Source organism: Rhodococcus sp. NPDC004095, assembly GCF_053604015.1.
The window spans coordinates 1-19,176 of record NZ_JBSGGS010000006.1 but is presented as its reverse complement, the minus strand read 5'-3'; the positions used below and the strand labels follow the sequence as shown (position 1 = coordinate 19,176).

Below are 19,176 nucleotides of genomic sequence, written 5' to 3'. Positions count from 1 at the left end.
TGTGGGCCTATCGGGCGGCGATCGGGCCCGGCGACCACAGCCCGGACCGCGTCACCGTCTCGGTGTCGACGGTGGCTGTGGTCGCGGACGGGTCCAGCGGCGTGTACCGCTCGAGCGAGCCCCAGTCCCTGGCCCAATCGTGGTTCAGGTAGCTGGGCATGGTCTGCGCGGCCAGCAGCAGGTTCACCCAGCCGAGCGGGCCGCCGCCGACCTTGTCCTGCCAGGCGTTGGTGGAGTCGGCGCCGACCCGGTCGGGCAGGATCCGGAACTCGGGCACCTCGGCGACGCCGTACCGGTGGTCGAACGGGCGCTGGCACGGGAAGGACAGGCCGACGGACCAGTCAAGCAGCACCGGGGCCTGTGAGCCGACGACGTCCTGGAGGGTCCGGGTCTGCGGGACCCGCGGCGGGGTGACCGCCAGCCACTGTTTCGGGGTGAGGTCGTGGTCGTCGGCGACGAGGCGGACCGCGTCGGCGTCGGCGGGAATCAGGTCCATCGGCACCCGCAGGTTCCGCCACGAGGGGGACGGGCCGATGTCGATCGGGGCGATCGCGCCGCCCACCTCGACGTCGCCGCCGGCGGTGCGGGTGCCGTACTCGACGCGGAGGTCCTGGCCGTAGGTGACGATGCCGTCGGGGTCGACGTACCGGATCCGGCCGGCGGCGGTGACCACCAGCAGGGGAGCGTCCGCATTGCGGGCAGGCAGTGCGTACCAGCCGCTGGTCAGGTGGGCGGGCTGGTCGCTGCCGGAACTGCCGAGGACCGGGGTGGTGGCGGGGTCCAGGCCGAACGGCAATGCGACCGAACTGCCGTTGACGCCCGTGGTCCCGGTGCCGCCGCCGGTCCCGGCCGAGGTGCCGGTGTCGGTGGTGGTGGAAGCGGTGTCGAGGGTGTTGGCGCCGCCGACCGCCTTGTTCTCCTCGTCAGCGGTCAGGTCGACGGGCACCCCGTTGGGGGTGAACCCGGTGTTCTCGCCGCCGCCGAGCGGGTCGGGGCCGGGGGTGAGCGGGGTCAGCATGCCCGCGTTGGCGTCGGGTTCGATCAGCACGTCGTTCGCGAGCGCGCAGGTGTCGCCCGTGAGGGTGTCGAGGTTGGAGCGGGCCACCGAGTACGCCGGGTACTGGGCGACCGCCGCCTTGGCCAGCGAGAGCACCTCGACCAGCACGATGAACGCCGCGGCGACGGTCAGCGGGGACGCGATCAGGGTGCGCAGCCCGGGCCGCACCGGTTCCTCCGGGCCGCGGTACGGCTCGCGCAGGTGCTGCCAGCCGGCGTAGAGCAACGTCAGGACGCTCAGCGCCAGGAACGCGGTCGAGAACGGTTTGCCGCTGATCGACGGGGCCTTGTCCCACCACGGGACGCCGTAGCTGGAGACGTACCACCAGCCGTTCGAGCCGGTGAACGCCAACGCGAGCAGGAACAGCACGCCCGACGCGAACAGGGCCCGGTTGCGGCGCGAGCGGGCGGTGGCGGCGGCGATCCCGACCGCGGTGACCGCGGCGATCGACCCGGCCAGGCCGGCGTACACGCCGAAGTGGTGGGTCCACTTGGTCGGCGTCGACATCATCAGCAGCAGCGAGACGAAGACGATGCCGAGGATGCGACGCGACGGGCCCGCCGCGGTACCGGGGATCCGCCCGCGGCCGCGCAGCAGCAGCATCGCGCACACGATCAGACACAGGATCATGGCGAACACGCCGAAGCGGCGGGCGAGGGAACCGTCGGGGGAGACGTTCAGCAATGCCTCGTACCGCTGGTACTCGCCGAACCAGGACACGTTCGGTCCGATGGCGGTGCGGACCTTGATCGCCTCGAGCACGCCCGCGAGGGTCTGGTCGGCGAAGATCGCGATCAGCACGACGGTGCCTGCCGCGAGGATCGGCGCGAGCAGCGCGGCCACGCCGACGACGCGGGCGCGGGCGACGACGAGCTGCACGAGCGGACGCAGGCTGACGATCAGCGCGGCGACGGCGATGACACCGGTCGGACCGGCGGCCAGGGAGAACGCCGCGATCAGCACGCCGACGGCGGCGGGCAGCATCCGGCCGGTGGCTATGGCCCGTTCGATCGAGCACCAGGTCAGCAGGGCGCCGAGGGCGATCACCGGTTCGGGGCGCAGGCCGTTGTCGAACGGCAGCCAGAACGAGAGGAACACCAGACCGGCGGTCCACACGGCGATCCGGTTGCGCCGCACCGCGCGACCGAGGCGGGGGATCACCTCGCGGCTGATCACCATCCAGCACAGGATCCCGGCGATCAGCGCGGGCAGCCGCATCCAGGTGCTGGCCGTGCCGATCTTCGCCATCGCGGCGAGGACGTCGTAGTACCAGCCGAACGGCGCCTCCGAGACGCCGAACCAGCGGTAGTAGTTGGCCATGTAGCCGGAGTGTTCGGACGCGCGGGCCATGGTCAGCAGGTAGCCGTCGTCGGAGGTGTTGGCGCCGATGAAGTGCCAGACGATCAGGGTGCCGACCACGACGGCGTCGACGCCGGTGAACCGCAGCCAGTGCCGCGGCAGGAAGCGGCGGGCGCGGCGGCCGTCGGTCAGGTCGAGGCGGTGCAACGCGGCCAGCGACAGCAGCGTTGCGAGCACCCCGACGATCATCGCGAGGACCTTGAACGCGGTCGGGCTGGACGAGAACCGGGAGTCGAGGTCGGCGCGGACCTCGAGGCCGGCCGGCGCGGGTCCCTGCAGGTCGGTGAAGAGGCCGACCATCTGGGGTCGCTCGTCGCCGGTGAGTTCGGCGGTGACCGGGGCCCGGCCGTCGGCGGCCTCGAGCCCGGCGAACGTCGCGGTGGTGAGCTCGGCGTCGGAGTGCACCACGAGGGCGGTGCAGCCGGTCATGTCGGCGAGCGGGGCGGCGATCAGCCGGCCGCCGCGCAGGACCACCGAGACGGTGCGGTCGGCGTCCGACCCGACGGTGACGGCCAGCCCGGCCGCGTCGGCGTCGGGGGCGTCCTTCGGGATGGTGGACACGACGGTGCCGACGTCGCCTGGCACGTCCGCGAGCACGGGGCAGGGGATGTGGATGTCGAGGGTCAGCGGTTCGTAGCCGACGAGCGGCGCCTCGACGCCGGTGAGGGTGCCGTTCTGCGGCCACGACACGCTGGCGGCCTGCTGCGAGACCGGAAGCAGCGGGGTCGCGACCGCGAGGAGGAAGCCGAGCAGTCCGGCGACGACGGCGATCAGGCGCGTGGTGCGGGAGGCGCGATGATCGGGGACCGGCTGGGACGTGAGGGCGGCGGGGGCGTCGGACTCGGCGGGCACAAGGACCGATCGTATGGGATGGATTTCGGTGCATCGGCGAGCCCGGCGCCCCCGCGGACCCGGCCTGTCGAACCTTCGCGCACAGACGCCGCCGCCGGTGGTGCGGGAGGGCCGCACCACCGGCGGTGATCCCGGGCCGGGGCGATCGTTGCGAGGGAGCGGTTCCCGACCCGATGGGTTCAGGACTCGAAGTGGAAACCTCCTCCGCCCTCACCACCGGCGCCGCCGCCGGCTTCGCTACCGAAGCTCGGGCCGAGCATCGACGCGATCAGCGAGAACATGGTCGTAAACGACATGAGCGCTCCTGGTATCCGTGGACCGGCACCGGTCGGTGCCCTGCCGTCATTCGACCCGGCGAGGGCGGTATCCGGTGCCGATTCGCGGGCGGTTAGGGGACGGTTGGGGGCGAGTCGGACATCCCCGATCCCCTAGTCGATCCCCCTGTCCGGCGGGCCGCTCGGCGTCAGGCCCGGACCAGGGCCCGCACGTCCCACACCCACACGTCGTCGGCGCGGTGCCCGGGGTCGCGGAGCAGTTCCTGCACGGTCACGCGCAGGGCACGTTCGTTGCCGCCGTGCGGCAGCACCACCACGTCGGCCCGCCAGAACTGCAGGTCGGTGACGGCCTGCGCGCGCATCGCGTCGGTGACGTTCGGGACCGTCCCGGTCTGCTGCACCTGCCCGAGCAGTTGCGCGGTGGGCCGGTCGTCCGGCCCGTACTTGGCCTTCTTGTCGGGGCCGACCGGTCCGACGAAGTAGCCGCCGGCGAGCGGGAATCCAAAGTCGGCCTCGACCTGCCAGCTCAGGGCCCGGGCGTCCTCGGGGCGGGGCAGGGGGACGGTGACGACCGAGCCGTTCCCGACGTACTGGCGCCAACCGCCGTCGCCGAAGAACTGCGGTGCCGCGGCGCGTTGGACCGCGTTCAGCGGCAACGGGGTCAGCGGGAGCAGCGCCACCACGAGCGCCACGGTCCAGGGGATCAGCGTGGCCCGTTCCCGCCGGGCCCGGTCGACGGCCAGTGCCAGCAGCAGTGCGATCGCCGGGATCGCGCCCATCGCGAAGCGGGTCTCGAGCACCGACTCGAACAGTGGCAGCCGTTCGAGCCACGACCACGGCAGGTCGACGCCCGTCCGGTCGCGTCCGACGGTCAGTTCGGCGCCGAGCGAGAGCACGCACATCAGGGCGACGGTGACGGCGGCGGCGCGCGCGACGACGACCCGGCGCAGCCACACCGCGGCGGCGAGGGTGACGACCAGCAGTGGCCACCCGAAGTAGGCGTTCTCCTCGGTGCCGTTGATCGCGACGTCCTGGCCTGGCGTGACGTGTCCACCGACGGACTGCCGCGGGAACTGCAGCAGTGCCTTGAGGTCGTTGCCCATCGGGCCGTGGTCGATGAACCGGTAGCTCTGCGGGCCGAAGAACTGCCACCACAGTGGGCCCGCGGTCAGCAGCAGCGCGATCAGCGCGGCGAGCAGCAGCGGTTTCGCGGCGTTGCGGACGGCCGGGACGATCAGTCGCGGGCGGAACGCGAAGTACGCGGCGGTGAACACCCCGAAGGTCACCGCGGTGATCAGCAGCGGTTCCTCGCCGAGCGCGATCTGCATCGCGACCAGCAGGCCCAGCCAGCAGGCGGTGCGCATGCCCGCGCCGCGGGACAGCCGGATCACGCACCCGAGGATCACCGGAAGCAGTGGCAGGACCACGAAGTTCGGGTGCCCGTTGGCGTGGGAGATCATCGCAGGCGCGAACCCGCAGATCAGACCGCCGACGGTCGCGGCGATCCGGGACACCTCCGCGTACCGGCGCAGGAACCAGTACCAGGCGTACGAGGTGGACGCGAGCCCGACCGTGAGGACCAGCGTCCAGGTGACGGTCGGCCCGAACACCAGGGTGATGGGGGCGAGCGGGACGCTGACCCCGAACATCGCCGTGTTGGCCATCAGGTTCACGCCCTGCGGATAGTTCTGCAGAACCGAGCCGAGTGGGTTGTCGAGGTGGGTGATGGAGCGGGCGGCGAGCGCGAAGAACCACTCCCACATCCGCTGGTCCTGGCCGCTGCCGGTCAGGTACCCGGACGCCGGCAGGCGCCACTGGTTCCACATGACGTACACCGCGAGTGCGGCGAATCCGCCCGCGACCAGCACGTCGGGACGTGCCGGACGCAGCCGTCGGCGTGCGGGCGCGGTCGCGGTCCCGGGGTGAGGGTCCGCGACCGTCGAGGGTGCGTCCGCTGGTACTGCCATTCACCATTCCCGTCGATCGGTCCGGTCGGGTTGCCGACCGGTCACGGTACCGACCGACGCTGGGAATCGCCTGCGGGTGGAAGCGCGGGGGTGGTTTCCGCCGTCAGACCCGCACCGGGCGCCAGGTGGAGACTGCCCAGATCACCACGATGTCGATGGCGATGATGAGGATCGACCACCACGGGTAGTACGGGATCCACAGGAAGTTGGCGATGATGGAGATCGCGGCGACCACGATCGCGGCGACCCGCGCCCACGTCGCCCCGGTGAACAGTGCGAGGCCGACCAGCGCGACGATCGCGCCAAGCACGATGTGCACCCATCCCCACGTGGTCAGATCGAACTTGTAGACGTAGTCGATGCCGACCACGAACATTTCGTCCTCGGCGACCGCGGCTATGCCCTGGAGGACCTGGATGACGCCCACTGTCACCAGGAGAATGGCCGCCCCGATCGAGGTGCCTGTCGCAACTTCCTGCTTGACCGACGAGTCCGCGGCCATGGCTGTCCCCTTTCGTGCAAGAGGTTCGTCACGCTGTCCGGTGCGCCCATTGTCCGCCGATCCGTACACCGTCAGGGGCCGTTTCCGGAATCGGGTACCTGGTCGTTATCAATTGGGTAGGGCACACCTCTGCCGCACCTCCTACTACGCGATCCGAAGCGCCAGGGAGTGGGCGGACGGTCGCCTCGACGGAGGTCGGTGCCGGATGACGCCGACGCCCACCGCTTCGACGGCGGCACCGATCATGCGCTGGAACCGGTCAACCTGCACGTGTGGGGGCAGGTGTCGGCCGCGCTCGCCGGACGCTGCGACGGCGAGTTCGTCGACGACCGCGACGGGGCGTTCACCGCCGAGCAGACGCTCTTCCCGAACGGACGCTGATCCTGCCGTTCCGTCTGGTCACGACGCGATGTCGCGCGCGGACGGTGGGTCGGCGAGGGCGTCGGCGACCCGGTCCAGGGACAGGTCGAGGACCCGGGCGAGGGCGGAGACGGTGAAGAACGCGGGCGTCGCGATCCGGCCGGTCTCGATCTTGCGCAGGGTTTCGACGGAGATGCCGGCCTCGGCGGCGACGTCGACCATGCTGGCCGGACCGCGCGCCGAGCGCAGCAGTTCGCCGAGTCGTCGGCCCCGTTCGATCTCCTCCGCCGTCAGCGGCACGCGCACCATGTGCCTATAGTAATACCGGTATTGTTATTCGTATCGGGAGGTTGCAGTGGTCGAGTTGAAGTCGCCGGGAGAGATCGCCGCCATGCGCGAGGCGGGGAGGGTCGTCGCCTCGGCACTCGCCGCCGCCCGCGCCGTCGCTGCGGTCGGCGTGAGCCTGCGCGAGCTCGACGACGCCGCGGCCGCGGTCATCTCCGATGCCGGGGCGCGGCCGGCGTTCCTCGGCTACCGGCCGGAGTGGGCGCCGAGCCGGTTCCCCGGCGTGGTGTGTGTGAGCGTCAACGACGCCGTCGTGCACGGGATCCCGACGGACGCGCGGCTCGCCGACGGTGACCTCGTCAGCCTCGACTGCGGGGCGTACCTCGACGGATGGTGCGGCGACTCGGCGATCAGCTTCGTGGTGGGCGCCGCCGACCCGGAGGACCTGGGCCTGATCGCGGACACGGAGACGGCGCTCGAACGAGGGATCTCCGCGGCGCTCGCCGGTAATCGGATCGGCGACATCGCCGCCGCGATCGGCTCGTACGCCCGCGCCCGCGGTCGTGGGCTGCTCGCGGACCACGGCGGCCACGGCATCGGCCGCGCCATGCACGAGGATCCGGACGTGCCGAACGAGGGACGCGCCGGTCGCGGCATGCGGCTGCGTCCCGGGCTGGTGCTCGCGATCGAACCCATGCTCATCGACGGCGGCACCGACGACTATCGGCACGACCCAGACGGGTGGACGCTGCGCACCTTCAGCGGTTCGCGGGCGGCGCACTGCGAGCACACCGTCGCGGTCACCGAGGACGGACCGGTGGTGCTGACCGCGGCCTGACTCGCTGCGATGAGTTTTGCCGCGCCCGCGGGTCTGTACTCCGACGACCGATCACGGAAGGGTGGGGCGCATGACTGAGGCGCATGGTGCAGTTCGGGACGAGTTCACTCCGCAGGCGGAGCAGTACCGGCGGGAGCTGCTCGCGCACTGTTACCGGATGTCGGGATCCGTGCACGAGGCGGAGGACCTGGTGCAGGAGACCTACCTCAAGGCGTGGCGCGCCTACGACAAGTTCGAGGGACGCTCCTCGCTGCGTACCTGGCTGTACCGGATCGCGACGACCACCTGTTTGACCGCGCTGGAGTCGAAGGGCCGGCGGCCGTTGCCGACCGGGCTCGGCGCACCGAGTTCCGACCCGGTCGACGACCTCGTCACCCGCGAGGAGGTGCCGTGGCTCGAACCGATCCCGGACGAGATGCTCGGGGTCGCCGCGTCCGATCCGGCCACGGTCGCGACCTCACGTGAGAGCCTGCGGCTGGCGCTGATCGCGTCGCTGCAGTTCCTGCCGCCCAAGCAGCGGGCGGTGCTGATCCTGCGGGAGGTGCTGGCCTGGCCGGCTGCCGATGTCGCGGAACTGCTCGACACCAGCACCGCCGCCGTCAACAGTGCGCTGCAGCGGGCCCGGGCGCAGATCGCGCAGGCATCCCCGACCGAGGACGCGGTCGTCGAGCCCGTGGAGCCCGAGCAGCGCGCGCTGCTCGACAAGTACATGGCCGCGTTCGAGAACTACGACATGGCCGCGCTGACGGAGCTGTTCACCCAGGACGCGGTGTGGGAGATGCCGCCGTTCGTCGGCTGGTACCAGGGTCCGGCGGCGATCCGCAGCCTCATCGAGAACAACTGTCCCGCAAGCGGTGCCGGCGACATGCGGCTGGTGCCGACGGTGTCGAACGGGCAGCCGGCGTTCGGTCTGTACATGCGCGGCGAGGACGGGGTGCACCGCGCCTTCCAACTGCAGGTGGTCTCGCTCGGGCCGTCCGGCATCGGGCACGTGACGGTGTTCTTCGACCTGTCGCTGTTCGCGAAGTTCGGGTTGCCGGACACGCTGCCCGGTAGCGCCGGGGAGACGCTGCCCTCGATCTCGAATCCGGCGACATGACGGCCGGGCAGATCGCCCGACCGCTCGCGGACCCGGTCGTGCTGCTCGAGTGCGCGGTTCGGTACACGGAGGGAAGCCTGGCGCTGGTGAGGGCGTCCGATCTGTCGCGTCCGACCCCGTGCTCGGAGTGGAACCTGCGGGATCTGTTGGGGCACATGAACGAGTCGCTCGTGGTCCTCGAGGAGGCGGTGCTGGACCGGGCGGTCGTGCTGTATCCCGCCGCCGCGCCCGACATCTCGGCCGATCCCGTTGCCGCGCTGCAGCATCGGGCCTGCCGGATGGTGAGGTCATGGGCACGGTCGAGGGATCGTGGTGACATCCGGGTCGGTGGCGCCCCCCTGTCCTCCGATTTCGCCGCCGCGGCGGGGGCGCTGGAGGTCGCGGTGCACGGGTGGGATGTCGCGCAGGCGGTCGGAAGGCACCGGCCGTTCCCTCCCGAGCTGGCCCTCGAACTTCATTCCTGCGCAGACATTTTCGTGACCGATGCGGACCGGCCCGCGCGCTTCGCCGCACCGGTCCCGGTGCCGCCGTGGGCGGGACCGGGGGAGCGGCTGGTCGCCCGGCTCGGCCGCGTCGGAGACCGCTGACGCCGCGGCCGGGTCAGGCGGCGCCGTCCCAGGCGAACGGGATGAGCGCCGCGTCCAGCGGTGCGTCCGTCATCCGGTTGGCGAAGGTGGACAGGGTGAAGGTGCCGACGCCGAGCACCACCTCGAGCGCGTTGCGGCTGGTGAAGCCGTGGGAGAGAAACGCGCTCGTCTGTGCGTCGGGGACGGCGCCGTTGGTGTCGAGCACCGCGACGGTGAACGTCCGCAGTGCCTCGAGGCGCGGCTCGTGCAGGGCGGAGCCGGAGCGGAGGGCGGCGATCACCTCGGTTGGCGTGCCGCTGCGCGCGAGGGCCGCGGAGTGCATCGCGACGCACACGTGGCATTCGTTGCGGGTCGCAATCGTGAGTACGACCACCTCGCGTTCGAGCGGGGTGAGGGTGCTCTTCTCGAACAGGGCGTTCGACCGGGTGAATGCCTGCAGTAGTTCCGGTGACTCGGCCATCAGCGCGACGGGTGCGGGCAGGTACCCGAAATTGTCCGCGATCGTCTTGATGACGGGGCGGGCGGCGGCGGGGGCGGTCTCGAGGTCGTGCGCGTGGAATGTCACGGGGAGCTCCTCCGGGTAGCATCGACAACATGGTTGTCCAAACAGTAAACCTGGTTGTCGATATCGCGCAAGGGTTGCGCCATGCCTGAGCGGGAACGTCCGGGCTTCGAGCTGCCCTTCCTGCTGTTCGCCGGATTCCGGGCCATCGTGGACGAGACGCATCGGCGGCTGGCCGAGCAGGGTCATCCGAACCTTCGGCCCGCGCACGGATTCGCCATGCAGGCCGTCGGCCTCGACGGGGTGAGTGCCAGTGAACTGGGGCGACGGCTCGGCGTCTCCAAGCAGGCGGCCGGCAAGACCGTCGACCGGCTCGAGGCTCTGGGATATGTTGCACGACAGCCGGATCCGTCCGATGCGCGCGCCAAGCTGGTGGTGCTGACCGAACGTGGGGTCGACAGCCTGCGTCGGTCGGCCGAGATCTTCGAGCAACTGCGGGCGGACTGGGCCTCGGTGATCGGCGCGGACAGGGTGCGCCAACTCGAGGACGATCTGGGTGCCGTCACCGCCGGGCAGGGTTTCCGGCTGGACGCGCAGGCGTGGTTCGGCGGATAGCGCCCTCCGGCGATGAGTTTCGGGGCGGGTTCCGGTCTACCTGGGCAACGGCTTCACGCATCCCGCGCGGAGCGCCCGGCGGCGGTGCCGTCGATGCCACACCGAACCGAGGAGTCAGCCATGACCGCCACCCCGATCACCGTCGCCACCCCGGCCGCCGCGACCCGTGCGGTGTCGCCGAGGGCGCGCATCGCCGGACTCGTCGTCACCGCACTGGTGGTGGCGTTCCTGCTGTTCGACGCCGTCATCCACCTCGCGAACATCGCGCCGGTTCGCGACTCGATGGTCGAGTACGGCTTCCCCGACTACGCGCCGTACGTGATGGGCATCGTGATGCTGGTGTGCCTGGCGCTGTACCTGCTCCCGGTGACGTCGATCCTCGGTGCGGTGCTGCTCACCGGCTACCTCGGTGGCGCGGTGGCCTGCAACATCCTCACCGAGCAGCCGCTGCTGAGCACGATCCTGTCCCCGGTCTACGTCGGAATCCTGGTGTGGGGCGGGCTGTTCCTGCGCGACGCGGAGGTCCGGCGGATCATGCCGCTGCGCCGCTGACGCCGACCACCTCCCGGCTGAAGGTCACCTTCGTGCGGATCGGCCGCACGAAGGTGACCTTCAGCCATTCGGCCCGGGGATGGGTGGGGGTGAAAGATCAGGGTTCGGATCAGGGCGTCACCCGATGTGCCGACCCGCCGCCGAACGGCAGGCTGAACGCATGACATTCGACAGCAACGCTCCCAAGACCTTCGCTCGCTCCTCGTCGCAGCGCATGCTCGGCGGCGTGTGCGGCGGCATCGCCGAGTACTTCGGCATCGACGCCAACCTGGTTCGTGCCGGCGCGCTGATCGCCGCCTTCGCCACCGGCGGCACCGCGGTGCTCGTGTACCTCGCCCTGTGGATGCTGCTGCCCGCCTGAAATCCCCGCCTCCGGGAACCCCCTTGTCTGGGTGTGGGCGGGACACCGCCCGTTTGTTACTCTCCGGTAGCTCAAGTGTGACGGGCGCGACAACGCGGTGATCGCATCGTGGCCCTCACAACCGGAATCTCAGGCACAGGGGGAGAACGCGATGGTGACGACGTGTGAAGGGGGACGCCGGCACCGGCGGTTGCGGCGGCTTCGCCCCGTCGCGGTGGCAGCGGTGATCGCCTGCCTGGGCAGTGCGGTCGGCGCGTTCGGCGGCACGGCCTCGGCCGAGCCGGTGAGCGGCTTCTACCTCCCCCCGGACCGGTTCGACACCACCCCGGGCGCGGTGATCAAGGAGCAGCCGTTGCCCGTGTTCGCGACCGTCCCCAGCGCCGACGGCGGCTGGCCGGCCGCGGGTAGGCAGGTCCTGTACACCTCACGCAAGCAGGACGGGTCGCCGGTCGCCGTGAGCGGCACGTACCTCGACGCCACCCACCCGTGGCAGGGCCCCGGCGAGCGCCCCACGGTCGTGATCGCACCGGGCACCGCGGGCCAGGGCGACCACTGCGCCATGTCCGCCGCCTTCGCCACCGGTGTGTACGCCGACCCGGGCAAGCTCTCGATGTCCGCGAACCAGGAAGCGATCGCTGCCGCCGCGTGGACGGCCGCCGGCGCGCGGGTGTTCGTCACCGACCACATCGGACTCGGCACGCCGGGCATCCACACCTACGTCAACCGGGTCGAGGCGGCCCACGGCGTCCTGGACGCGGCCCGCGCCGCCACCAACCTCGCTGGTGATCCGAACGCGCCGGTGGTGTTCTGGGGTTACTCCCAGGGTGGCGGCGCCACCGCCGCCGCGGCCGAGTTGCAGCCGAGCTACGCGCCGGAACTCAACCTCAAGGGCACCTGGGCCGGCGGTCCGACCGCGGACCTCGTGCAGGTGCTCGCCCAGGTCGACGGCGCGCTGATCGGCGGTGTCATCGCCTTCGCGATCAACGGTTTCGTCGACCGCAATCCCGAGCTGGCACCGTTCGTCGACCAGATCCTCAACCCGCAGGGTCGTGCACTGCTCAGCGAACTTGCCGACGCCTGCATCGCCGACGTCATCTTCAAGCATCCGTTCCTGCGCACCGACACCCTCACCGTCGACGGGCGGCCGGTCCTCGACCACATGCGGGAGATCCCGGAGATCGTCGCGGTGCTCGACGAGCAGCGGATCGGGCGGCTGGCCCCGACGACCCCCGTCCTGATCACCAGCGGCCTCAACGACGACACCGTCCCGTACGGGCAGGCGCGACAGCTCGCCGCCGACTGGTGCGATCAGGGCGCGACGGTCACCTTCCGCACCAACGGATTGCCGCCGATCCTGCCGGGAGCGACGCTGCCCAACCACTTCGGCCCGCTGCTGATCGACGGCTACGGCACGAACAACGCCATCACCTATCTGTTCGACCGGCTGGCCGACAAGCCGCTGGCCGGCTGCTCCTTCGACTGAGTCGACTGCGGCGCCTGTGCGCGCTTCTGGTGGCCGGAGCCACTGGAAGCGCGCACAGGCGCGAAGCGCCGCCAGATCTGGGCGGCCGCGGTCTGCGCGGACAGCAGGACCTGCTTGTCGTCGATCTTCGCGGCCGGACCGAAGACGGAGAGGGCGGCAGCGGATTCCGCACGGTCGACCGGACCGATCGGTATCGCAACGCAGCTGAACCCCTTCAGGCACTTCTCCCGCCCGTACGCGATCCGCAACTCGCGCACCCGGTGGACATCCGGTGACTCCTCGGGTGTGGAACCGGCAACGGCGAGCAGCGCCGTGCCGATGGTCGACGACCGTGCGGGAAGCCGGCCGCCGACGTGTGAGCGGACGCTGGGGGTGAACTCCCCGCCGACCTTCTCGAGGTAGACCACCTCCGGTCCGTCGAGCACGCCCAGGTGCACGATGCACCCGGTCCGGTGGTGCAGCCAGTGCAGGCTGGGCAGCGCGGCGCGGCGTAGCGAGTTCTGCTGCGCGGCGACGGCCCCCAACTCGATCATGCGCATGCCCAGCTGGTAGTCCATTCCGTGCCTGTGTACCCAGCGCAGCGCGACCAGCTGCTCCAACGCACGATGAACCGACGTTCGGGGGAGCCCCGTGGCGGCGACGATCTGCGACAGGTTCAGCCGGCCACCGCCGGTGAACGCGTCGAGGATCAGGGCCGCGCGCTGCAGAGTCCCGGTCGGGCCCTCGTCAGACGTGTGCGGTGGCATCGGTTCCTCCTCGCCTCGTCGGTGGGTTGGTGCATCGCACCGCGCAGACGCCGATTCTTCCGCACACCGGAAACGGGCCTGTCGGCTGCAACGCGGGTTGCGCTGTACTGGCGTTCATGCCCAACCTCATGGCTTTCACTCCGGGTGCGATGTTGACCGACCGTCGCGCCGTGGTCACCGGCGGTGCCCAGGGTATCGGTGCCGCGATCGCGCGGTCCTTCGCCGCGCACGGCGCCGACGTGCTCGTGGCCGATGTCGAACCGCTCGGTCCGCTCGAGTTCGACCCGTCCGCGGGCGGCTCGATCGCCGCGGTCGAATGGGACGTCCGTGCGACGCCGTGCCCGCCCGAAGTCGTCGACCATCGCCCGGACGTGCTGGTCAACAATGTGGGTCACTACCTGCAGCCCCCGCACACCTTCGCCACCAACGCGCCGTCGCTGTGGGACGAGCTGCACGAGATCAATTTCGCCCATGTCCTGCGCCTGACGCAGGCACTGCTGCCGGGCATGACCGAGCGGGGAGGCGGCTCGATCATCAACCTCACGACCGTCGAGGCGCACCGGGCGATCCCCGGGCACAGCGTGTACTCCGCGTACAAGGCCGCGCTGACGCAGTTCACGAGGTCGCTGGCCGCGGAGGTGGGCCCGTCAGGCATCCGGGTCAACGCGATCGCGCCGGACCTCGTCGAGTCGGTCCAGGTGCCCTACACGTCGCTCGTCCCCGAGGAGGATCGCGAACTGTGGCCGACGTGGTCGCCGCTCGGCGGTCCGGGGCAGCCCGAGGACGTCGCCGGCGTAGCGCTCTTCCTCGCCTCCGACCTGTCGCGGTTCGTTACCGGCGGCACCATCCACGTCGACGGTGGCACGCACTCGTCCGGTGGCTGGGTCCCGCGTCGCTCCGGCGGCTGGACGAACCGTCCCCGCAATCCCTGATCCACCTCAACCGAAAGACACACCATGAAGATCCTGGTCATCGGCGGCACCGGCATGATCGGTGCACACACCGCCCTCCTGCTGCGCGAACACGGCGACGACGTCACCGTGGCCGGGCGCGGCCCGATCCCCGACGATTCACTGGTCGCCGACTTCCCGCTGCTGGCGGGCGATTACACGGTGCCGTCGTTCACCCGTGAGGAGTTGTCGGGGTTCGACGCCGTCGTCTTCGCGGCCGGTCAGGACCCGCGCCACCGGACCGCCGCCGACAGCGACGACGACAAGTTCTGGGCGTCGACGCAGAGCGTCGGTGTTCCGCGCTTCGCGGAGCTCGTCAAGCAGGCCGGTGTGGGCCGCTTCGTGCAGGTCGGCAGCTACTACCATCAGCTGCGTCCCGACATCGCGACCACCAATCCCTATGTGGCGGCACGGAAGGCCGCGGACGATGGTGCCCGCGCGCTCGCCGACGACTCGTTCACGGTCTGCACCCTCAATCCGCCCTCGATCATCGGCGTCGTGCCGGGAGCCTCGACCCGACGCTACCGGCGGATGGTCTCGTGGGCCGCGGGACGCGAGCCGGGCATTCCCGATTTCGCTCCCGTCGGCGGCACCAACTACATGTCGGCGCGCTCGCTCGCGCAGGCGGTCCACGGTGCCGTGCACGGCGGCGAATCCGGTAAGGCGTACCTCGTCGGCGACGAGAACCTGGAGTACCGGCAGTTCTTCCAGCTGATGGTCGACGCGGCCGGCGGCGACCGGGAGATCGCCGCGCGGAACGAGGAGCACCCGCTGCTCTCGGACGCCGCGATCGTCCAGGGGCGGGGCAACACACTGGCGTACGAACCGGACGCCGACGAGACGCGGCTGCTCGGCTACGACCGGGGCGACTGCGCACGTGCCGTCGGAGAACTCGTCGAGGCGGTCATGGCGGCCGCGCCACGCGACTGACGGATCAGGCGTTACGCACCTGTGCGCGCTTTTGAAGCGGGGACCACCAAAAGCGCGCACGGGCGCGAAGCGCTTACGTGCGGGTGACGACGGTGAACGGGCCGACGTCGGTGGTGGTGAAGCGGGGGTCGTCGAACAGCGACTTCGGGAAGCTCACGGTGTAGCGCTTGACGTTCGGGTCGTTCGGGTAGACGTCCTGGGCGAGGCGGAGGGTGTAGGCGTCGTCGCTGGACCGGAACACGAAGACGTCCGGTGCCCGCCAGGGGGATTCGTCCATCGCGGCGATCAGGGCGTCGGGGGAGTCGGACTCGGCCCAGCGCGCGATCGCGGCGGCCCGCTCGTCGAACTGGGCCAGCGGGTTCGCGTAGTGCGACGTCAGCGCCTGGAACCCGAAGTACGGGTAGAAGGACAGGAAGCTGGTGTCGGCGGTGAGGACGACGGTGTCCGACCGCGCTCCCGGCCGCTGGGCCAGGATCGTCTCGTCCACCTGCCCGTAGTACGCGGCCGCGCCCGGCGGACGCTGGTCGGCGCGCACGCCGTCGCCGTCGGTGTCGGTGTACGCGGTGTTGATTTCCGGCGCCAGGTGGTGCGGGATGGACTGCGCGAACGCCACCGCGCCCAGTGCGCCGACCGCGATCGCCGCGGCCTTCATCCGCGGGTTGTCACTGCTTGCGAGCAGGATCCAGCGGGTGAAGTCGACAAATCCGAAAACGCCTGCCGCGCCGAGCAACACCAGCAGCACCGGCTCCAGCCGGAACGAGAGCAGCGTGGTCCCGGCCGCGGTGAACGCCATCGACAGCAGCGACCACAGGTACACCGCGACCACCCCGATGCCGAGGGACTGCGCCCGGCGTGAGGAGGACGCGCGGCCGACCAGCCAGACCGTGCCCAGGAGGCACAGCAGGCCGACGAGGGAGGCATCGAACATCGGCAGCGGCAGCGTGGACCCGGACTCGGGCAGGTAGTGGGTGGCGGTGCCGGACCCGGCGAGCGAATGCGTGCGCAGTGCCAGTAGGAACGGCGTCCACACGATCAGCGCGACCAGCCCCGCGATCACCGCGATCACGGCGAGTCGCCGGACCGGATCCCATGCCGCGCGGATCCCGTTCGCGCGCACCGCGAATCCTGCCGCGATCACTGCCATGAGGACCACCGCGAACGCCGCGTAGCCGAGGTAGAGGGTGTAGAACGTCGCGGCCAGTCCGAGGAACAGACCCGTTCCGAGCACCGCCCCCCAGCCTCCGCCGCGGACGTTCCCGGGCCGGTACAGGCCACCCCACGCCAGTACCAGCACCGGCGGCAGCAGGACGACGAGCACGGCGCTGTACGCCTCGGGCGAGGCGTAGGCGAGGGTGAGTGCCGTCGTCGCCGCCGTCGCGAGCACGGCGAGGTCGGCGCGAATCAGTTTGGACCACAACACGAGCGCCACGACGGCGGCGACCGCGATCGAGGCGATTGCATACGGTTTGAACGTCTCCCACCCGGCCATGCCGAGGAGATTGGCGACCCGTCCGCCGACCCAGAACCAGCCGGCCGGGTAGAAGGACGGCAGGTCCGCGTACGTCATGTCGTCGAGGCGGGCGGTGTCCGTCATTCGGGTCAGGAACTCGGTGCGGAACTCCTGATCCACGGAGACGCCGTGCAGGTACAGCTTGGTTGCGGCCAGCGGCATGCCGAGGGTGACGGTGACGAATCCGGAAATCCCAACCCACGACGCCAGCTTCGCGACCCTTGGGGCGCGGCCGGCCCGGAGGAACCACACCGACAGTGCGAGCAGTGCCAGGGCGGCCACCTGCCCGACCGTGGTCAGCGCGCGGGTGACATTGGAGGAGTTGAACGCCGGCCAGTCGACGACGGAGAACGCGACGAGGCCGACGGCGGCGACGACCGCTGCGACGACAACGGCCAGCACCATCTCGACGAGTGTTCCGACTGCGCGGCGGGTGGGCTGGACGAGGTCGGGCGGGGTGGTGCTGGCGGTCGTCGTCACGAATCCGGAGTCTAGGCGCTACGGCGGCGCCGCCTCCGTCAGGTGGACGGCTCGGTTCGCGTGATCGCGCGGGTGATTGCCGCCGCCGAGAACGAGACGAGCTCGGACTGGTCGAGGTGAGCCGCCCAGTTGTTGGCGATGGTGGCTGCCACCCCCTGCAGTCCGGACAGCAGGAACGGAAGGACCCTCTCGTCGTCGAGCAGGATCCGCCCCTCCTCCTCGGCGGCCTCGGTCACCGCGCGCAGGACTTCCGCGTCGTAGAGGGCGGCCACTCGGTGGACCTCGTGGAGCGACTCGCGATCCGAGTCGGCGTTGCCCTCGGCGTCACGCCAGATCGCGGACATGCGCCCGACCCGGCCCCACCGCCGGGCCGAATCGTCGATGATGGCGACGAGTAGCGCCGTGACCCCGCCGTCTCGTGGCAGTGCGGCGACGCGTTCCGTCGACTCCACGATGGCCTCGTCGAGTAGCGCCATGAAGATGTCCTGCTTGTCCGCGAAGTACTGGTAGATGAGGCCGGTGCTCGTGCCGGCGCGTTTGGCGACCGAACGGATCGTCAACGCCGAGTAGCCGCCCTCCGCCAGCAGCGCCGCGGCGGCGTCCAGCGTTCGGCGTCGCCGAGCTTCGGCGTCGCCGTAGATCGACCCTGCGTTCGATTCGCTCACCGAATCACCGTACCGATCGGCTCGGGGGGTCGGGCACCGAACGTCCGACCAAGAATGAACATTGTTCGATCTAGTATTGAACAATGTTCATTCTGTGGCTACAGTCACTCGCATGACCACTAGTTCCGTGACCCCGACCACATCCGATTCCGGGACCGGGCAGCATCCTGACGGCCGCGCCGCAGCCGAAATCGCCACGGAGGCAGGGCGACTTCTCCTCGCGCACCGGGCGGGGCTGGCCGAGCCGGGTGTGGACCCGGCACAGGTCAAGGCCGCCGGAGACCGGCTGAGCCACGAGTTCATCGTCGCCGCGCTCGCGGAGCGCTTCCCGGACGACGCGGTGCTCTCCGAGGAGGGCGCCGACGACCTGGCCCGCCTCGACGCCGATCGGATCTGGATCGTCGACCCTCTCGACGGCACCCGAGAGTTCGGGGAAATGGGACGCACCGACTGGGCCGTGCACGTCGCGCTCGTCGAACACGGACGGCTGACGGTCGGCGCCGTCGCCATGCCCGCACTCGGTGTCACGTATTCGACCGGCGACACGCCGATCCCGCCGAGCCCCTTGGTCGGGGCGCCGAAGGTGGTGGTCAGCCGCACCCGCCGGCCGGAACCGGTAATGGCGATGGCTGCCGCCCTGGGCGCAGAACTGGTCGAGATGGGTTCCGCCGGTGCGAAGGCGATGGCAGTGGTCCGCGGCGACGTGGACATCTACGCCCACGCCGGTGGTCAGTACGAGTGGGACTCGGCGGCTCCGGCCGCCGTGGCCCGTGCTGCGGGACTGCATGTTTCGCGAATCGACGGTTCCGAACCCGTCTACAACCAGGAGAACCCCTGGTTGCCCGATCTGTTGATCTGCCGCCCGGAGTTGGCCGGCAAGGCATTGGAGGTACTTGCGCGATGACACGTGCACTGACCCACCTCGAGAGACTCGAGGCCGAGAGCATCCACATCATGCGGGAGGCCGTCGCGGGGAGCGAGAACCCCGTGATGCTGTACTCGGTCGGCAAGGACAGCGCGGTGATGCTGCACCTGGCCCGCAAGGCGTTCTTCCCGTCCCGGTTGCCGTTCCCGCTGCTGCACGTCGACACGACGTGGAAGTTCCAGGAGATGTACAAGCTGCGTGACGAGTCCGCTGCCGCAGGGGATTTCGATCTGCTGGTGTACCAGAACCCGGAGTGCGTGGAGAAGGGGATCAATC

20 protein-coding genes are annotated in these 19,176 nt (G+C 70.5%); 12 read left to right on the top strand and 8 right to left on the bottom strand.

The genetic code is table 11. The annotated features are described in order from the left end of the window. Positions 1-7: 7 nt before the first annotated feature. From ACWEPG_RS13165 to ACWEPG_RS13155, 3 genes are all read right to left on the bottom strand, one after another. Positions 8-3,268 (bottom strand): arabinosyltransferase domain-containing protein, encoded by a 3,261-nt coding sequence (locus ACWEPG_RS13165; RefSeq protein ID WP_452594552.1) that lies wholly within the window; start codon positions 3,266-3,268, stop codon positions 8-10. Positions 3,269-3,731: 463 nt separating this feature from the next. After that, positions 3,732-5,510: a glycosyl transferase gene (locus ACWEPG_RS13160; protein WP_450116741.1), complete on the bottom strand. Its 1,779-nt coding sequence runs from the start codon at positions 5,508-5,510 to the stop codon at positions 3,732-3,734. Between the two features lie 103 nt (positions 5,511-5,613). Continuing rightward, entirely contained in the window at positions 5,614-6,012 is a 399-nt protein-coding gene (locus ACWEPG_RS13155; RefSeq protein ID WP_450116742.1) for a DUF7144 family membrane protein, read from the bottom strand. 198 nt (positions 6,013-6,210) lie between these two features. Between ACWEPG_RS13155 and ACWEPG_RS13150 the strand changes: the two genes are divergently transcribed. Beyond that, positions 6,211-6,393 (top strand): hypothetical protein, encoded by a 183-nt coding sequence (locus tag ACWEPG_RS13150; protein ID WP_452594551.1) that lies wholly within the window; start codon positions 6,211-6,213, stop codon positions 6,391-6,393. Between the two features lie 18 nt (positions 6,394-6,411). On the opposite strand, the gene ACWEPG_RS13145 is transcribed toward ACWEPG_RS13150, so the two are convergent. Continuing rightward, a complete protein-coding gene (locus tag ACWEPG_RS13145) occupies positions 6,412-6,681 on the bottom strand; it encodes a helix-turn-helix domain-containing protein (protein ID WP_450116744.1) in 270 nt (89 codons plus the stop codon). Between the two features lie 46 nt (positions 6,682-6,727). Here ACWEPG_RS13145 and map point away from each other — a divergent pair, with 46 nt between their 5' ends. The 3 genes from map (at position 6,728) to ACWEPG_RS13130 (ending at position 9,181) form a co-directional block, all read left to right on the top strand. After that, positions 6,728-7,495: a type I methionyl aminopeptidase gene (gene map, locus ACWEPG_RS13140; RefSeq protein WP_452594550.1), complete on the top strand. Its 768-nt coding sequence runs from the start codon at positions 6,728-6,730 to the stop codon at positions 7,493-7,495. Positions 7,496-7,565: 70 nt separating this feature from the next. Then, complete coding sequence (locus tag ACWEPG_RS13135) at positions 7,566-8,594, top strand: sigma-70 family RNA polymerase sigma factor (RefSeq protein WP_450116746.1); 1,029 nt, start codon at positions 7,566-7,568, stop codon at positions 8,592-8,594. Continuing rightward, a complete protein-coding gene (locus tag ACWEPG_RS13130) occupies positions 8,591-9,181 on the top strand; it encodes a TIGR03086 family metal-binding protein (RefSeq protein ID WP_450116747.1) in 591 nt (196 codons plus the stop codon). The genes ACWEPG_RS13135 and ACWEPG_RS13130 overlap by 4 nt, the downstream gene beginning before the upstream one ends. A gap of 13 nt (positions 9,182-9,194) precedes the next feature. Here the strand turns inward: ACWEPG_RS13130 and ACWEPG_RS13125 are convergent, their stop codons facing one another. Then, a complete protein-coding gene (locus tag ACWEPG_RS13125) occupies positions 9,195-9,746 on the bottom strand; it encodes a carboxymuconolactone decarboxylase family protein (protein WP_450116748.1) in 552 nt (183 codons plus the stop codon). Positions 9,747-9,827: 81 nt separating this feature from the next. Between ACWEPG_RS13125 and ACWEPG_RS13120 the strand changes: the two genes are divergently transcribed. The 4 genes from ACWEPG_RS13120 (at position 9,828) to ACWEPG_RS13105 (ending at position 12,694) form a co-directional block, all read left to right on the top strand. Then, positions 9,828-10,298 carry a MarR family winged helix-turn-helix transcriptional regulator gene (locus ACWEPG_RS13120; RefSeq protein ID WP_452594549.1) on the top strand — a complete coding sequence of 157 codons (471 nt, stop codon included), beginning with the start codon at positions 9,828-9,830 and terminating at the stop codon, positions 10,296-10,298. Between the two features lie 120 nt (positions 10,299-10,418). Next, positions 10,419-10,850, top strand: a complete 432-nt coding sequence (locus ACWEPG_RS13115) for a DoxX family protein (protein ID WP_450116750.1) — start codon at positions 10,419-10,421, stop codon at positions 10,848-10,850. A 160-nt stretch (positions 10,851-11,010) separates the two neighbouring features. Then, positions 11,011-11,211: a PspC domain-containing protein gene (locus ACWEPG_RS13110; RefSeq protein ID WP_450116751.1), complete on the top strand. Its 201-nt coding sequence runs from the start codon at positions 11,011-11,013 to the stop codon at positions 11,209-11,211. Positions 11,212-11,362: 151 nt separating this feature from the next. After that, a complete protein-coding gene (locus ACWEPG_RS13105; RefSeq protein WP_452594548.1) occupies positions 11,363-12,694 on the top strand; it encodes a lipase family protein in 1,332 nt (443 codons plus the stop codon). On the opposite strand, the gene ACWEPG_RS13100 is transcribed toward ACWEPG_RS13105, so the two are convergent. Next, positions 12,640-13,440 (bottom strand): IclR family transcriptional regulator, encoded by an 801-nt coding sequence (locus ACWEPG_RS13100; RefSeq protein ID WP_450116753.1) that lies wholly within the window; start codon positions 13,438-13,440, stop codon positions 12,640-12,642. The genes ACWEPG_RS13105 and ACWEPG_RS13100 overlap by 55 nt on opposite strands. A gap of 116 nt (positions 13,441-13,556) precedes the next feature. Here ACWEPG_RS13100 and ACWEPG_RS13095 point away from each other — a divergent pair, with 116 nt between their 5' ends. Then, entirely contained in the window at positions 13,557-14,372 is an 816-nt protein-coding gene (locus tag ACWEPG_RS13095) for an SDR family NAD(P)-dependent oxidoreductase (RefSeq protein ID WP_450116754.1), read from the top strand. Between the two features lie 24 nt (positions 14,373-14,396). Continuing rightward, on the top strand, positions 14,397-15,320 hold the full coding sequence (locus tag ACWEPG_RS13090; protein ID WP_452594547.1) for an NAD-dependent epimerase/dehydratase family protein: 924 nt from the start codon (positions 14,397-14,399) through the stop codon (positions 15,318-15,320). Between the two features lie 73 nt (positions 15,321-15,393). Here the strand turns inward: ACWEPG_RS13090 and ACWEPG_RS13085 are convergent, their stop codons facing one another. Then, complete coding sequence (locus ACWEPG_RS13085; protein ID WP_450116760.1) at positions 15,394-17,235, bottom strand: galactan 5-O-arabinofuranosyltransferase; 1,842 nt, start codon at positions 17,233-17,235, stop codon at positions 15,394-15,396. A gap of 113 nt (positions 17,236-17,348) precedes the next feature. Next, positions 17,349-17,975, bottom strand: a complete 627-nt coding sequence (locus ACWEPG_RS13080) for a TetR/AcrR family transcriptional regulator (protein WP_450116756.1) — start codon at positions 17,973-17,975, stop codon at positions 17,349-17,351. A 112-nt stretch (positions 17,976-18,087) separates the two neighbouring features. Between ACWEPG_RS13080 and ACWEPG_RS13075 the strand changes: the two genes are divergently transcribed. Beyond that, positions 18,088-18,879, top strand: coding sequence for a 3'(2'),5'-bisphosphate nucleotidase CysQ (locus ACWEPG_RS13075; RefSeq protein WP_450116757.1), 792 nt, complete (start codon positions 18,088-18,090; stop codon positions 18,877-18,879). Beyond that, a partial coding sequence (locus tag ACWEPG_RS13070) for a phosphoadenosine phosphosulfate reductase domain-containing protein (protein WP_452594546.1) occupies positions 18,876-19,176 on the top strand: 301 nt, incomplete at its 3' end. The genes ACWEPG_RS13075 and ACWEPG_RS13070, both read left to right, overlap by 4 nt.